We start from the raw sequence: 15,030 nt of genomic DNA on the forward strand, positions 1-15,030 counted from the left end.
CACGGTGGCTTCGTCTCCAATGCTCGCGTTACTGCGGCGGGTTGCCGTGCTTGCGGGACGGCAGGTCGGCGTGCTTGTTGCGCAGCATCGCCAGGGACCGGATGAGGACCTCGCGGGTCTCCACGGGGTCGATGACGTCGTCGACCAGGCCGCGCTCGGCGGCGTAGTACGGGTGCATCAGCTCGGACTTGTACTCCTTGACCATGCGGGCGCGCATGGCCTCGGGGTCGTCGGCCCCGGCGATCTGCCGACGGAAGATCACGTTGGCGGCGCCCTCGGCGCCCATCACCGCGATCTCGTTCGTCGGCCAGGCGTAGGTCAGGTCTGCGCCGATGGACTGGGAGTCCATGACGATGTAGGCGCCGCCGTACGCCTTGCGCAGGATGACCGAGATCCGCGGCACGGTGGCGTTGCAGTACGCGTACAGCATCTTGGCGCCGTGCCGGATGATTCCGCCGTGCTCCTGGTCCACGCCGGGCAGGAAGCCGGGCACGTCCAGCAGTGTGATGAGCGGGATGTTGAAGGCGTCGCACATCTGGATGAAGCGGGCGGACTTCTCCGACGCCTCGATGTCCAGCACCCCGGCCAGCGACTGCGGCTGGTTGGCGATGATGCCCACCACCTGGCCGTCCAACCGGGTCAGGGCGCAGATGATGTTGGTCGCCCAGCGCTCGTGGACCTCCAGGTAGTCGCCGTCGTCGACGATCTCCTCGATGACCTTGCGCATGTCGTACGGGCGGTTGCCGTCGGCCGGGACGAGGTCGAGCAGCGCCTCGCCGCGCCGCTCGGCCGGGTCGTCGGACTCGACGACCGGCGGGTTCTCGCGGTTGTTCTGCGGCAGCAGCGACAGGAGGTAGCGCACCTCCTCCAGGCAGCTCTCCTCGTCGTCGTACGCGAAGTGGCACACACCCGAGGTCTCGGCGTGCACATCCGCGCCGCCCAGTCCGTTCTGGGTGACCTTCTCGCCGGTCACCGCCTGGACCACGTCCGGCCCGGTGATGAACATCTGCGAGGTCTCGCGGACCATGAAGACGAAGTCGGTGAGCGCCGGGGAGTAGGCGGCGCCGCCCGCGCACGGGCCGAGCATCACGCTGATCTGCGGGATGACGCCGGACGCCTTAGTGTTGCGCTGGAAGATGCCGCCGTAGCCGGCGAGCGCCGAGACGCCCTCCTGGATCCGGGCGCCGGCACCGTCGTTGAGGGACACCAGCGGCGCCCCGGCCGAGATGGCCATGTCCATGATCTTGTGGATCTTCGTGGCGTGGGCTTCCCCGAGCGCCCCGCCGAAGATCCGGAAGTCGTGTGCGTACACGAACACGGTCCGCCCGTGTACGGTCCCCCAGCCGGTGACGACACCGTCGGTGTAGGGCCTCTTCGCCTCGAGCCCGAACCCGCTCGCGCGGTGCCGCCGCAGCGGCTCGACCTCGTTGAAGGACCCCTCGTCCAGGAGCAGATCGATCCGTTCGCGGGCCGTCAGCTTCCCCTTGGCCTTCTGAGCCTCGGTCGCCCGCTCGCTCGGGCCGCGCCGAGCCTGCTCGCGGATCGCGTGCAGCTCGGCGACACGCCCGCGGACGTCGCTCGCCTCATCGGGCGCACCTTCGAGATTGGTCATGCAATGACGGTACGTTCCCGGACCCCCCGAGACGCATGTCAATTCCATACAACGTCGGGCGCGTTTTGGTGGGTAGGCAGAACAGAACTGGACAGCGGATTTCTCGCCACCGTATGGGCCACCGGGCGATCGGCGCTGTCGGCACTCCACAAACCCCGACGTGGCGCGCCCCGGACCGGCGGACATGACCACCCGTATGGGCGCGCCCGGCCGGGCCACGGTCCGGCCCCGGGGCCGCCGGGTATCCGGAGATTTTGTGTGCGCGGGGAAAGGGGTTAAGGTAGGTGACGTTGAAGATTCAACTTAACTTCAACAGGACCAGCCCCGGCAGAGCTACACCCCCAAGGCTCCGCCGGGGCCGTGGTCACCAGCCGCTCCCCCGGCCGCCGAGCGGCCACGGTCTACTCCTGCGGCTCCACGCCGGCTCGCAGCAGCCCGTAGGCGTACGCGTCGTCCAGCGCCTGCCACGAGGCCGCGATCACGTTCTCCCCGACGCCCACCGTCGACCACTCGCCCTTGCTGTCCGCCGTCGCGACCAGCACCCGCGTCGTGGACTCCGTACCGTGCTTGCCCTCCAGGATGCGCACCTTGTAGTCCACCAGCTCCATCGTGGCCAGCTGCGGGTAGATGCGCTCCAGGCCCCGGCGCAGCGCGCGGTCCAGGGCGTTGACCGGGCCGTTGCCCTCCGCCGTGGAGACGATGCGCTCGCCCTTGGCCCAGAGCTTGACCGTCGCCTCGTTGGCGTGGGTGCCGTCGGGGCGGTCCTCGACGATGGCCCGCCAGGATTCGACGCGGAAGTAGCGGCGGGGCTGCCCCTCGACCTCCTCGCGCAGCAGCAGTTCGAAGGACGCGTCGGCGGCCTCGTAGGTGTAGCCCGCGAGCTCGCGCTCCTTGACCCGCTCGACGACGCGGCCGACCAGCTCCCGGTCGCCGCCGAGGTCGATGCCCAGCTCCTTGCCCTTGAGCTCGACCGACGCCCGGCCCGCCATGTCGGACACCAGCATGCGCATGGTGTTGCCGACCAGCTCGGGGTCGATGTGCTGGTAGAGGTCGGGGTCCACCTTGATCGCGGAGGCGTGCAGCCCGGCCTTGTGCGCGAAGGCCGAGAGGCCGACGTAGGGCTGGTGGGTCGAGGGGGTGAGGTTGACCACCTCGGCGATGGCGTGCGAGATGCGGGTCATCTCGGCGAGCGCGCCGGAGGGCAGGACCTTACGGCCGTACTTGAGCTCCAGGGCGGCGGTCACCGGGAAGAGGTTGGCGTTGCCGACCCGCTCGCCGTAGCCGTTGGCGGTGCACTGGACATGGGTGGCGCCCGCGTCCACGGCGGCCAGGGTGTTGGCGACGGCGCAGCCGGTGTCGTCCTGGGCGTGGATGCCCAGCCGGGCCCCGGTGTCGGCGAGGACCGTGCGGACCACCGCGTCGATCTGGGCCGGGAGCATGCCGCCGTTGGTGTCGCACAGCACCACGACGTCGGCGCCCGCCTCGTGGGCGGCGCTGACGACCTGCTTGGCGTAGCCGGGGTTGGCGCGGTAGCCGTCGAAGAAGTGCTCGCAGTCGACGAAGACCCGGCGGCCCTGGGCGCGCAGATGGGCGACGGTGTCCCGGACCATCTCCAGGTTCTCCTCCAGCGTGGTGCGCAGGGCGAGTTCCACATGGCGGTCGTGGGACTTGGCCACCAGCGTGATCACCGGGGCCCCGGAGTCGAGGAGCGCCTGGACCTGGGGGTCGTCCTCGGCTCGTACGCCCGCCTTGCGGGTGGCGCCGAACGCGACCAGCTGTGCGTGCCTGAAGTCGATCTCGGCACGGGCCCGGGCGAAGAACTCCGTGTCGCGCGGGTTGGCGCCGGGCCAGCCGCCCTCGATGAAGCCCACGCCGAAGTCGTCGAGGTGACGGGCGATGGTCAGCTTGTCCGCGACGGTGAGGTTGATGCCCTCGCGCTGCGCGCCGTCGCGCAGCGTGGTGTCGAAGACGTGGAAGCTGTCGTCGGGTAGGTCCTTCATGATGGTCTGGCTCCTGTGGGATCGATCTCGGTCTACCGGAATAACCGGTTCCGCGCCCTCCTATGATCCCTCGCGCTCCGCGTCCGGCGGGGTGGTCCGGAAAACGAAAAGACCCCTCGCGGGTGCGAGAGGTCTGCGCGCGGGTCTGGGGGCACGGTGTCCGCGCCGTACCGGGTCGTACGGGGCGGTCACTGCGGACCGGCGCGCCTGCTGCCAATAATCATGGCGAACGAGAGCACGGAGGCAGTCAAGCACATTCCGCCCCCGAGCCCCCATCCGTCTCAGGATGCGAGCCGCCGCACGAACACACGCCCAGACCGGAATCACGTTTCGGAATCACGTTCGGAGGGGCCGCCGCCGTGCACGACGTCGACCCGCCTCCCCGTCCGAAGCGCCCGGTGCGCCCCGTGCCCCGGTGCGCGGCTCCCGGCGTCAGCCCAGGCGGTGCATCCAGCCGTGGGCGTCCGGGGCGGCGCCCGTCTGGATGTCCAGCAGCGCCTTGCGCAGCCTCATCGTCACCTCGCCCGGCTGCCCGTCCGCCACGGTCCAGTCGGCGCGGGCGGACTTGACCGAGCCGACGGGGGTGATGACGGCGGCGGTGCCACAGGCAAAGACCTCGGTGAGGCTGCCGTCCGCGTTGCCCTCCCGCCAGTCGTCGACGGAGATCCGGCCCTCGGAGACCTCATGGCCCAGGTCGGAGGCGATCCGCAGCAGCGAGGCGCGGGTGATGCCCGGCAGCAGCGAGCCGGACAGCTCGGGGGTCACGATGCGGTCCCCGTACACGAAGTACAGGTTCATGCCGCCCATCTCCTCGATCCAGCGGCGCTCGATCGCGTCCAGCCAGACCACCTGGTCGCAGCCCTGCTCGGCGGCCTGCGCCTGGGCGACCAGCGAAGCGGCGTAGTTGCCGCCCGTCTTGGCGGCGCCGGTGCCGCCGGGGGCGGCGCGCACATACTCCTCGGAGAGCCACACGGAGACCGGCTTGACCCCGCCGGGGAAGTAGGCGCCGGCCGGGGAGGCGATGACGACGAAGAGGTACTCGTTCGCGGGCCGCACGCCGAGGCCGACCTCGGTCGCGAACATGAAGGGCCGCAGATAGAGGGACTCCTCACCGCTGCCGGGCACCCACGCCTTGTCCTGGGTGACCAGCGCGTCGCAGGCCGCGATGAAGGTCTCGACCGGCAGCTCGGGCATGCCCATGCGGCGCGCGGAGGCGCGGAAGCGCTCGGCGTTCTCCTCGGGGCGGAAGGTGGCCACGCCGCCGTCGGGCTGGCGGTACGCCTTGAGCCCCTCGAAGATCGTCTGGGCGTAGTGGAGGGTCATGTTCGCCGGGTCGAGCGAGAGGGGGGCGTACGGCACGAGCTGGGCGTCGTGCCAACCGCGCCCCTCGGTCCACTTGATGGTGACCATATGGTCGGTGAAGTGGCGGCCGAAGCCGGGGTTGGCCAGGATCCGCTCCCGCTCCTCGTCGGAGAGGGGATGCGCGGAAGGCTTGAGCTCGATCGTGGGCGTCGTCATGAGTGGTAGTCCTTCACCGTTGGTTGTAGCGGACCGCGCCCGCACCGTCCCGCCCCCGAGGGGTACTAGGACGTCCGAGCTTCCTCTCATACGACGGCCCCACGTCCGATTATCGCTCGGAGTGGGGCCGGGGTAGAGATGCGTGCGTTCGCGCGGCCCAGGTCGATGGTCGCACCCAGCCGCGCGTCGGCACAGGCTGGGGTCAGCCGGATACTCGCGCCGCGAGCGCGTCGCCGATCTCGTCGGTGGTGCGCGGCGTGTCGCCGCTGCGCTCCGCGAGGTCCTGGGCGACGGCGGTCTCGACACGGGCCGCCTCGGCCTCGTATCCCAGGTGCTGAAGCAGCAGGGCCACCGACAGCACTGTCGCGGTCGGGTCGGCCTTGCCGGTGCCCGCGATGTCCGGCGCGGAGCCGTGGACCGGCTCGAACATCGACGGGAAGGTGCCGGAGGGGTTGATGTTGCCGCTCGCGGCGAGCCCGATGCCGCCGGTGACGGCGGCGGCCAGGTCCGTGAGGATGTCACCGAAGAGGTTGTCGGTGACGATGACGTCGAACCGCTCGGGCTGGGTGACGAAGAAGATCGTCGCGGCGTCGACATGCAGATAGTCGGTGGTGACCTCGGGGAACTCCGCGCCGACCTGGTCGAAGATGTTCTTCCACAGGTGGCCCGCGTGCGCCAGGACGTTGGTCTTGTGCACGAGGGTGAGCTTCTTGCGCGGCCGGGCCGCGGCCCGGGCGTATGCGTCGCGCACCACGCGCTCGACGCCGTACGCGGTGTTCACGCTGACCTCGGTGGCCACCTCGGCCGGGGTGCCGGTGCGCAGCGACCCGCCGTTTCCCGTGTACGGGCCCTCGGTGCCCTCGCGGACGACGACGAAGTCGATGTCGGGGCGGCCGGCCAGCGGGGTGGCGGTGTTCGGGAACAGCTTCGACGGGCGCAGATTGACGTAGTGGTCGAAGACGAAGCGCAGCTTGAGCAGCAGCCCGCGCTCCAGCACGCCCGAGGGCACGGACGGGTCGCCGATGGCGCCGAGCAGGATCGCGTCGTGGTTCTTCAGCGACTCCAGCTCCGCGTCCGGCAGGGTCTCGCCGGTCGCGTGCCAGCGCCGGGCGCCGAGGTCGTACTCCTGGGTCTCGAGCTTCACGTCCTGCGGAAGGACGGCCGAGAGGACCTTGAGACCCTGCGGCACGACTTCCTGGCCGATACCGTCACCGGGGATCACTGCGAGACGAATGCTGCGAGACATACCGGGACCCTACCCCTCGTCCCACACATTGACATTGACCGTCCGAGATGTGGACAGATCCTCATCCGGATGGCTCACGTTCACCCGGCGTACCGCGTGAAGTCGCCTTCTGGGGGCAGATTCCGGCACATGGCTGACTTCTCCCGGGGCACGCCCCGCGCCTCCTCCGATGTCCCGCGGGTCGGCATTCCCGAGCGCCTGGCGCGCCGGATGACGATGGCCGAGCAGCACGAGTATCTGCGGACGAAGCTCTCCCGGCGCGGGGTGCTGCGCGGCGGCGTCGCGGGGGTGGGGACGGTGGCGGGGGCGGGCCTGCTCACCGGTTCGGCGGGCGCCGTGGAGGCGGGTCCGCCGAGTCCGCAGTCGACCCTGCTCAGCGGCCCGGCGTCGCGCACGGTGGACGGCTCGCTGGTCGCGCCCTTCGGCCGGCATCTCGCCTTCGGCGCCGACCCCAGGACCCAGATGCGGATCTCCTGGCAGGTCCCCTTCGCCGTCAAGGCGCCGCACGTACGGATCGGCCTCCAGCCCTGGGACCTGAGCCGGAAGATCGAGGCCGAGGTCCGCCATCTGCACACGCCCGCGCTCAGCGACAAGCTCCCGGCGGTCGACCAGTACTACCTCCACGCCGCCCTCGACGGGCTGCGCCCCGGCGTCACCTATTACTACGGCGTCGGCCACGACGGCTTCGACCCGGCCGACCCGCGCCACTTCTCCGCCCTGGGGACGTTCCACACGGCCCCGGGAAAGTCCGAGTCCTTCGTCTTCACCGCCTTCGGCGACCAGGGCGTCAGCTATGACGCGCTCGCCAACGACCAGCTGCTGCTCGGCCAGAACCCCGCCTTCCATCTGCATGCCGGGGATCTGTGCTACGCGGACACCACCGGCCACGGCCAGAATTCGGACGTCTTCGACGCCCGGGTGTGGGACTCCTTCCTCGCCCAGACCGCCTCGGTAGCGGCGAGCGTGCCGTGGATGGTGACCACCGGCAACCACGACATGGAGGCCTGGTACTCCCCCGACGGCTACGGCGGCCAGCTGGCCCGCTGGTCCCTCCCCGACAACGGCCCCGATCCGCGCAAGGCGCCCGGCGTCTACTCCTTCACCTACGCCAATGTGGGAGTCGTCGCGCTGGACGCCAACGACGTCAGCTACGAGATCACCGCCAACACCGGATACACCGGCGGAGAGCAGACGCGCTGGCTGGACCGGCGGCTGGGGCAGCTGCGCGCGCAGCCCGGCATCGACTTCATCGTGGTCTTCTTCCACCACTGCGCCTTCTCGACCACCAGCGCCCATGCCTCGGACGGCGGGGTGCGCGACGCCTGGGTGCCGCTGTTCGAGAAGCACCAGGTGGACCTGGTCATCAACGGCCACAACCACGTCTACGAGCGCACCGACGCCATCCGGGGCGGCCGGGCCGCCAAACGGGTCCCGGTCGGCGGCAGTGCCGACGCGGTGCGCGACGGCATCGTCTACGCGACGGCGGGCGGGGCCGGGGCGCGCCTGTACGAGTTCCCGGTGCCCGACAGCTACGAGGGCCATGTGAAGGACCTCGACGAGGTGAAGACCTTCCATTGGGCGAAGGACGGGTCGAAGAACAAGGACACGGCGGAGTGGTCGCGGGTGCGCTACACCGGCTTCTCGTTCCTCGCGGTGGAGGTGCGGCCGGGCCCGAGCCCGAAGCTGGTGGTCACGACGCTGGCCGAATCGGGTGAGCGCGTGGACCACTTCGAGGTGGTGCGCACGCCCGGGGGGTGACCCGGCTTCAGTGGCCGGTGGCGCCGCCGTTGTCGCGGCGGTCGAGCGCGCGCTGAAGCGCGGCGGCGGCGTTCTTGCGGTCGGTGTTGTCGGTCTTGCGGCGGGTCCTGCGGACAACCGTCTCAGCCATGATCGCGTCTCCCTGTGTCCTCGTGGCGTGGCCTTACGCGTGCTTCCCCGTTGCTGGAACGTCGCTGAAACCGCGAGAAGGTGCTGCTGCGGAAGATGCCGGAAGGGCGGGGGCCTGGGTGCGGCAGGGGTCACCTGCGCGTGTGCACCGGCCGCGGCCGCCATCGCTCGATGGAGCGAGACGTTCGGCTTCCACAAAAGTAAGGCCTCGGAGGCGGACTGTCCGCACAATTATTCGGACGTCCTACTATCTGAGACGCGGAAGGCGCCTTTTCGGGGCTTTCCGGGATGAAGAGAACGGCGTCGCACCACGGCGCCACGAGGAGGCCCTGTCATGGACATGGGCTGGTCGAGGCCAACCCCCGTTCGGCCTCGACCAACCAGTATTCGCGCCGTTCAGAAGGTGCTTACTCGTTGGTTAGCTTCGTAAACTGTCGTGAATAACGACTACTTGGCTGTCAGACGCTAGCACCGCCGCGCCTCCGCCGTCCATGACTTTTCGGCTTGTCACACCCGCCCGCATACGGCGCCGGCCGCCGCCTGCGCGGAGGCGCGGGCGGCGGCCGTCGGGGGTCTGCGTCGAGGGTTGGGCAGGGGTTCAACGGGGGGCTGAGCCGGGGGCTCAGCCCATGTGCGGGTAGCGGTAGTCGGTCGGCGGGGCCAGGGTCTCCTTGATGGAGCGGGTGGAGGTCCAGCGCATCAGGTTCTGCTTGGCGCCCGCCTTGTCGTTGGTGCCGGAGGCCCGCCCGCCGCCGAAGGGCTGCTGGCCGACGACGGCTCCGGTGGGCTTGTCGTTGATGTAGAAGTTGCCGGCCGCGAAGCGCAGCGCCTCGCAGGTGGCGGCGGCCGCGGCGCGGTCCTGGGCGATGACGCAGCCGGTGAGGCCGTACGGCGACGCCGACTCCATCTGGGCCAGCATCGCGTCGTACTCGGCGTCCTCGTAGACGAACACCCCGAGGATCGGGCCGAAGTACTCGTCCTTGAAGATCTCGTTGTCCGCGTCGGTGGAGACGAGGACCGTCGGGCGGACGAACCAGCCCTCACTGTCGTCGTAGGTGCCGCCGGCCACGATCTCGACGGTCGGGTCGGACTTCGCCCGGTCGATGGCCGCCTTGGACTTGGCGAAGGCGCGCTCGTCGATGACGGCGCCGAGGAAGTGGGACAGGTCGGTCACATCGCCCATCGCCAGGCTCTCCACCTCGGCGGCGAACTCCTCCTTGAGGCCGCTCTCCCACAGCGAGCGCGGGACGTAGGCGCGCGAGGCGGCGGAGCACTTCTGCCCCTGGTACTCGAAGGCGCCGCGGGTCATCGCCGTCTTCAGCACCTTGGGGTCGGCCGACGGGTGGGCGACGATGAAGTCCTTGCCGCCGGTCTCGCCGACCAGACGCGGGTAGGTCCGGTACGTCTCGATGTTGGCGCCGACCGTCTTCCACAGGTACTGGAAGGTGCGGGTCGAGCCGGTGAAGTGGATGCCCGCGAGGTCCGGGTGGGCCAGGGCCACCTCGGAGACGTCCTTGCCGTCGCCCGTGACCAGGTTGATCACGCCCTTGGGCAGCCCCGCCTCCTCCAGCAGCTCCATCAGCAGCACGGCGGCGTGGGTCTGCGTCGGGGACGGCTTCCAGACCACCACGTTGCCCATCAGGGCGGGGGCGGTCGGGAGGTTGCCCGCGATGGCGGTGAAGTTGAAGGGCGTGATCGCGTAGACGAACCCCTCCAGCGGCCGGTGGTCGCTGCGGTTCCAGACCCCCGGGGAGTGGGTCAGCGGCTGCTCGGCCAGGATCTGGCGGGCGAAGTGGACGTTGAAGCGCCAGAAGTCGACCAGCTCGCAGGGGGTGTCGATCTCGGCCTGCTGCGCGGTCTTGGACTGGCCGAGCATGGTCGAGGCGGCCAGGGTCTCCCGCCACGGGCCGGACAGCAGCTCGGCGGCCTTGAGGATGATCGCGGCCCGGTCGTCGAAGCTGAGCGCGCGCCACGCCGGGGCGGCGGCCAGGGCGGCGTCGATCGCGTCCCGCGCGTCGGCCTGGGTGGCGTTGGCGTAGGTGCCCAGCCGGGCCGCGTGGTTGTGCGGCTGCACGACGTCGAAGCGCGTCCCCGCGCCCATCCGCTTCTCGCCGCCGATGGTCATCGGCAGGTCGATGGGGTTCTGGGCCAGCTCCTTGAGCTTGGTCTCGAGGCGGGCGCGCTCCGGGGTGCCGGGGGCGTAGGTGTGCACCGGCTCGTTCACCGGCACGGGGACCTGGGTCACGGCGTCCATAGTGGCCTTTGTCTCCTTCGAGCGTCGGGTTCGTTCGTCGTACAGGCGAGGGGGCGGGGGAGCGTTCCGGCTGGTCAGCCGCGGCCGACCAGCGAGCGCAGGAAGAACGCCAGGTTCGCGGGGCGCTCCGCGAGGCGCCGCATGAAGTACCCATACCAGTCTGTTCCATACGGGACATAAACCCGCATGCGATGCCCCTCGGCAGCGAGCCGCTCCTGCTCGGCCGGGCGGATCCCGTACAGCATCTGGAACTCGTACTCGTCGAGCTTGCGGCCGAAGCGGCGCGCCAGTTCCTGGGTGATGGCGACCATGCGCGGGTCGTGGGAGCCGATCATCGGGTAGCCCTCGCCCGCCATGAGGATCTTCAGACAGCGCACATAGGCCAGGTCGACCTCGCGCTTGTCCTGGTACGCGACGCTCGCCGGCTCCTTGTACGCGCCCTTCACCAGCCGCACCCGCGAGCCCTCCCCGGCCAGCGCCCGGCAGTCGTCCTCGCTGCGGAGGAGATACGACTGCAGGACCGCGCCGGTCTTCGGGAACCGCCGGCGCAGCTCGGCGAGGATGGCGAGGGTGGAGTCCACGGTGGTGTGGTCCTCCATGTCCAGGGTGACGGTGGTGCCCGCCGCGTCGGCCGCCTCCACCACCGGGATCACATGGGCCAGGGCCAGGTCGTGACCGCCGGGCAGCGCCTGCCCGAAGGCGGACAGCTTCACCGACATCTCCGCCCGCCCGGCCAGACCCTCCGCGGCCAGCGCCTCGGTCAGCGCGAGATAGGCATCCCGGTTGCGCAGCGCCTCCGTCGGATCGGTGATGTCCTCGCCCAAGTGGTCGAGCGTCACCTCCAGGCCGCGCTCCGCCAGGGCGCGGACGACCGGGACGGCCTCGGCCAGGCGCTCACCGGCGACGAACCGGTCCACCGTCGGGCGGGTGACCGGTGCGGCCGAGATGACGCGGCGGATGACGGCACTGCGAGAAGCGGCGAGCAGCACGGGACCCAGCACGGGGCACCTCCACGATGACGGCCGTTCGGACGGCTTTGTCGACTCACCGTGAAACTTAAGGATCGCTCGGATCCGCGGCCATCGACAGCTGTCACGCATCCGTGTCCGGGATCTCAGACATATGTATGAGAATGGCAGCACGGCCGGGGGCGAAAGGAAGGCGGGAAGCCGGTGCTCGACGACTATCAGCAGCTTGTGGACGAGATCTCGGCGGCGCTCGGCGCGCCCGCGACGCTCGAGAACCGCGACTTCGAGCTGATCGCCTTCGGGGCCCACGGCAGCGGCGGAGACCCCGACGATGCCGACGGGGCGGGCGGGGTCGACGAGCCGGCGCTCGACCCGGTGCGTACCCGCTCCATCCTGCGGCGCCGGTCCACGGCGGCGGTGCGGGCCTGGTTCGAGGGCTTCGGCATCGCGCGGGCCCAGGCCCCGCTGCGGATCCCGCCGGACCCGGGGGCGGGGGTCTTCATGGGCCGGATCTGTCTGCCGGTGCGCCACCGGGGCGTGGTGCACGGCTATGTGTGGCTGCTCGACGACGGCCATCTGTCCGACCTGGAGCTCGGCGGACCGGCCGGCCCGCCGGACCCCCGGCTCGCCCGCGCCATGGAGACGGCGGCCCGGATCGGGGCGCTGCTGGCGGCGGAGGCCCGAGCGGACGAGGAGCTCGGCGGGCTGCTGCGCGACCTGTTGACCGGGCCGCCGGACGGCCGCGACACCGCGCGCACGGCCCTGCGCGCCGCGCTGCGCGGGGCGGCCGACGGGCCCCTGGCGGTTGTCGCGGTGACCCCGTGGGCCCCGGAGGACGCCGTGAACGCCGAGGATTACGACTCCGCCCGGCTGCCCAGCCCGCCCGGGGTGGCCGCCGTCTGCGTCCTCCCGGCGCCACCCGGTCCGGCCCCCGCGGCGGGCCCGGCCGCGGGGCGCTCACCGGCGTCGGGCCTGGCCGCGCTGGTCCGGCTGCGCGCCTCGACGGCCCTGGACCCGGCCCGTACCGCGGCCGAACATCTGCTGCGCTCCCCGGGCACGGCCGCCCCGGCTTCGGGCGGCGCGGCGCGCCGCGCGGCGACGAAGGGAGCCCGCGCGGCGGAGCGCCCCGAGACCGAGCGGGAAGGGAGGTTCGCGGGCGTCAGCGCGCCGCGCCGCGGCCTGGACGACCTGCCCGCCGCCTGGCCCGAGGCGCTGGCCGCCGCGCGGGCCGCCCGGGCGGACGCGCGGCTGGGCCCGGTCGCGGAGTGGTCCGCCATCGGCCCGTACCGCCTGCTGGCCGCGCTGCCCGCCGCGACCGGCCCCGACCCCGTCGTACAAGCCCTGTTGGAGCCCCCGCACGCCGAACTCGCCCGCACTGCCGAGGCGTTCCTGGACTGCGCGGGCCAGGCGAGCCGCACCGCCCAGGCGCTCGGCATCCACCGGCAGACGCTCTACTACCGGCTCTCCCGCGTCGAGCAGCTGACCGGCCTCGACCTGGACGCGGGCGAGGACCGGCTGCTGCTCCACATGGCGCTGAAGTCCGCGCGGCTGTGAGCAGCGCCCGTGACCTGGGCGCGGCCCGTTGTCGGTGGCGCGTGGCACAGTGGGCACCGCCGGTCGGGAAGGCGACCGGGAAACCCAGGAACAACAAGTAACGGGTAACAAGTAACGAGTGACGGCGACGGGGGCTGGGCCATGGGTGATTACTTTCAGCGGATCGTCGACGTGGAGACGGCCGAGGAGGAGGCCGGGCCGCTCGCCGAGCGGATGGTCGACTGGCTGGTGTCCGAAGGCGTGATCACGCGCGAGACGTCCGGCGAGGGCGTGTACAGCCAGACCGCGGACGAGGGGTATGCGCCCGGCCCCCGCTGGGACCGGGCCGTGGAGGGTTCCGCGGAGACGGGGTGGCAGCCGGGCCCGGTGGCGGTCATGGCCGGACGGGACTACTACGTCGGGGGCCAGGGGGCGGACGAGGCGGACTCCGCGATCTGCCCGCGCTGCGACGCCAAGACCGTGATCATCGACTATCCGGAGGAGTTCGAGGCGGACGAGGAGGTCTGGCGGCCGTTCCGGGACGCCATCGCCGCCTGGAAGGAGACGGGCGGGGGGAGCGTGGCCTGTTCGGCGTGCGGAGTGGCCGTCCCGGTCACCGAGTGGCGGTTCGGTTCCGGCTTCGACCTCGGGGCGCTCGCGTTCGACTTCTGGGGGTGGCCGCCGCTCGGCACCGCCTTCCTCGCGGAGTTCTCCAGGCGGCTGGGGCACCGTACGGAGGAGCAGGGCGGCAAGTTCTGAGGCCCCGCCGGGCTGGTCAGCCGGGGTCGGCGGGGCCGGCCGCGTACGCCCGCAGGAAGGTGTCCACCGCCGCGTTCGCCACCTCCCGCGTCTCGGCGGCGGAGACCTTGCGGGTGCCCAGCCGGGAGCGCGCCTCCATGGGGCCGGTGAGCAGCGCGAGGAGCTGCTCCGCGGCCTGCCCCGGGTCACACGGGCGCAGCCGCCCGGACAGCGAGAGCCGGGCCAGTCGGTCCGCCAGCGCCTCGCCGAGCCCGATCGAGGTGCGGCCCTGCACCGTCTCGATCAGCTCAGGGAAGGCCGCGGCCTGGGAGTAGGTCAGCGACCGCAGCGCGCGCGAGCGTTCGCCGCAGCACACCTTGAGCATCCGGTACGCCACGTCCTCCAGGGCCGCGCGCAGATCGTCGCCGGGGTCGCGCAGCCGCTCGACGACGGCCAGGTTCTCCCTCACCACCGCGTCGGCGGCGGTCTCCATGGCGTGCCGGAACAGGTTTTCCTTGTCGCCGAGGTGGTTGTACACCGTCGGCTTGGCGACGCCCGCCTCCTCGGCGATGTCCTGCACACCAGCCTGTGCGTAACCCCGGCGGGCGAAGACGGTGAAGGCGGCCTCCAGGATGGCCTGCCGCTTGTCGATACGTCCCCTTGAGGCCGTGCGCGCGTCCGGGACCCTCGCTCCTGTCACCTCGGCAGACTACCGCACGGCCGCGCCGAGTTGAACTCACTGGTTCATTCCCCTGTACCGCTTTACTTTTCATGTCAGGCCACTAGATTGAACCAGCGAGTTCAAATTTACGAGGATCCGCGAGGGGAGAACGCCCGTGATCGTCAACATCCTGCGCTTCAGCTTCAGGGACGGAACGACCGACGAGCAGAAGGCCGAGGTCCTGGCGGCCATGAGGCGCACGGCGGCCGTCGAGTCGGTCTCGTTCGCGACCGTCGGCCAGGACCTCGGCGATCCCGCCGAGGGCTACACCCACGCGTACTGCGTGGGGATCGACGGCCTGCCGGCCCTGGAGCGGTATATGCACGACCCCGTGCATCTCGAAGGCGACTTCGGGATCCTGCCGCACCTCGCCAGGCTCTCGGCGGTCCGGCTGTCGGACGACATGGACCCCGGGCTGGGCACCAAGGTCACGGAGATATTCCTGAAGAAGGTGGCGAAGTACCCGGAGTGGGGCCAACTCCTCAACTCGATCTCCGACACCCGTATCTCCACCGACGGCCGGACCGCCGGAAACGCCGCGTCACACGCCTGA

At 71.0% G+C, this 15,030-nt stretch carries 12 protein-coding genes; 4 read left to right on the top strand and 8 right to left on the bottom strand.

Annotation, left to right across the window (positions count from 1 at the left end; translation table 11 throughout):
- Positions 1-28: 28 nt before the first annotated feature.
- The 4 genes from ACWY4P_RS16440 to ACWY4P_RS16455 form a co-directional block, all read right to left on the bottom strand.
- Positions 29-1,612, bottom strand: a complete 1,584-nt coding sequence (locus ACWY4P_RS16440; protein WP_456211292.1) for an acyl-CoA carboxylase subunit beta — start codon at positions 1,610-1,612, stop codon at positions 29-31.
- Between the two features lie 401 nt (positions 1,613-2,013).
- Entirely contained in the window at positions 2,014-3,612 is a 1,599-nt protein-coding gene (cimA, locus tag ACWY4P_RS16445) for a citramalate synthase (RefSeq protein ID WP_456211293.1), read from the bottom strand.
- A gap of 432 nt (positions 3,613-4,044) precedes the next feature.
- Positions 4,045-5,130: a branched-chain amino acid aminotransferase gene (locus ACWY4P_RS16450; protein WP_456211294.1), complete on the bottom strand. Its 1,086-nt coding sequence runs from the start codon at positions 5,128-5,130 to the stop codon at positions 4,045-4,047.
- Between the two features lie 202 nt (positions 5,131-5,332).
- Positions 5,333-6,376, bottom strand: coding sequence for a 3-isopropylmalate dehydrogenase (locus ACWY4P_RS16455; protein ID WP_456211295.1), 1,044 nt, complete (start codon positions 6,374-6,376; stop codon positions 5,333-5,335).
- Positions 6,377-6,505: 129 nt separating this feature from the next.
- On the opposite strand from ACWY4P_RS16455, the gene ACWY4P_RS16460 reads away from it, so the two are divergent.
- Positions 6,506-8,134: a fibronectin type III domain-containing protein gene (locus tag ACWY4P_RS16460; protein ID WP_456211296.1), complete on the top strand. Its 1,629-nt coding sequence runs from the start codon at positions 6,506-6,508 to the stop codon at positions 8,132-8,134.
- Positions 8,135-8,141: 7 nt separating this feature from the next.
- Here the strand turns inward: ACWY4P_RS16460 and ACWY4P_RS16465 are convergent, their stop codons facing one another.
- The 3 genes from ACWY4P_RS16465 to ACWY4P_RS16475 form a co-directional block, all read right to left on the bottom strand.
- Positions 8,142-8,264 carry a hypothetical protein gene (locus tag ACWY4P_RS16465; RefSeq protein WP_319693819.1) on the bottom strand — a complete coding sequence of 41 codons (123 nt, stop codon included), beginning with the start codon at positions 8,262-8,264 and terminating at the stop codon, positions 8,142-8,144.
- Positions 8,265-8,885: 621 nt separating this feature from the next.
- Complete coding sequence (pruA, locus tag ACWY4P_RS16470) at positions 8,886-10,517, bottom strand: L-glutamate gamma-semialdehyde dehydrogenase (RefSeq protein ID WP_456211297.1); 1,632 nt, start codon at positions 10,515-10,517, stop codon at positions 8,886-8,888.
- Between the two features lie 74 nt (positions 10,518-10,591).
- Positions 10,592-11,518 (bottom strand): proline dehydrogenase family protein, encoded by a 927-nt coding sequence (locus ACWY4P_RS16475; protein WP_456211298.1) that lies wholly within the window; start codon positions 11,516-11,518, stop codon positions 10,592-10,594.
- Positions 11,519-11,689: 171 nt separating this feature from the next.
- Between ACWY4P_RS16475 and ACWY4P_RS16480 the strand changes: the two genes are divergently transcribed.
- Both ACWY4P_RS16480 and ACWY4P_RS16485 read left to right on the top strand, forming a co-directional pair.
- Positions 11,690-13,039, top strand: coding sequence for a PucR family transcriptional regulator (locus ACWY4P_RS16480; RefSeq protein WP_456211299.1), 1,350 nt, complete (start codon positions 11,690-11,692; stop codon positions 13,037-13,039).
- A gap of 141 nt (positions 13,040-13,180) precedes the next feature.
- Entirely contained in the window at positions 13,181-13,777 is a 597-nt protein-coding gene (locus ACWY4P_RS16485) for a hypothetical protein (protein ID WP_456211300.1), read from the top strand.
- A gap of 16 nt (positions 13,778-13,793) precedes the next feature.
- Here ACWY4P_RS16485 and ACWY4P_RS16490 read toward each other — a convergent pair whose 3' ends face one another.
- Entirely contained in the window at positions 13,794-14,456 is a 663-nt protein-coding gene (locus ACWY4P_RS16490) for a TetR/AcrR family transcriptional regulator (RefSeq protein WP_456211301.1), read from the bottom strand.
- A gap of 136 nt (positions 14,457-14,592) precedes the next feature.
- Here ACWY4P_RS16490 and ACWY4P_RS16495 point away from each other — a divergent pair, with 136 nt between their 5' ends.
- A complete protein-coding gene (locus tag ACWY4P_RS16495; protein WP_456211302.1) occupies positions 14,593-15,030 on the top strand; it encodes a Dabb family protein in 438 nt (145 codons plus the stop codon).

It is taken from the genome of Streptomyces sp. LZ34 (assembly GCF_053890475.1).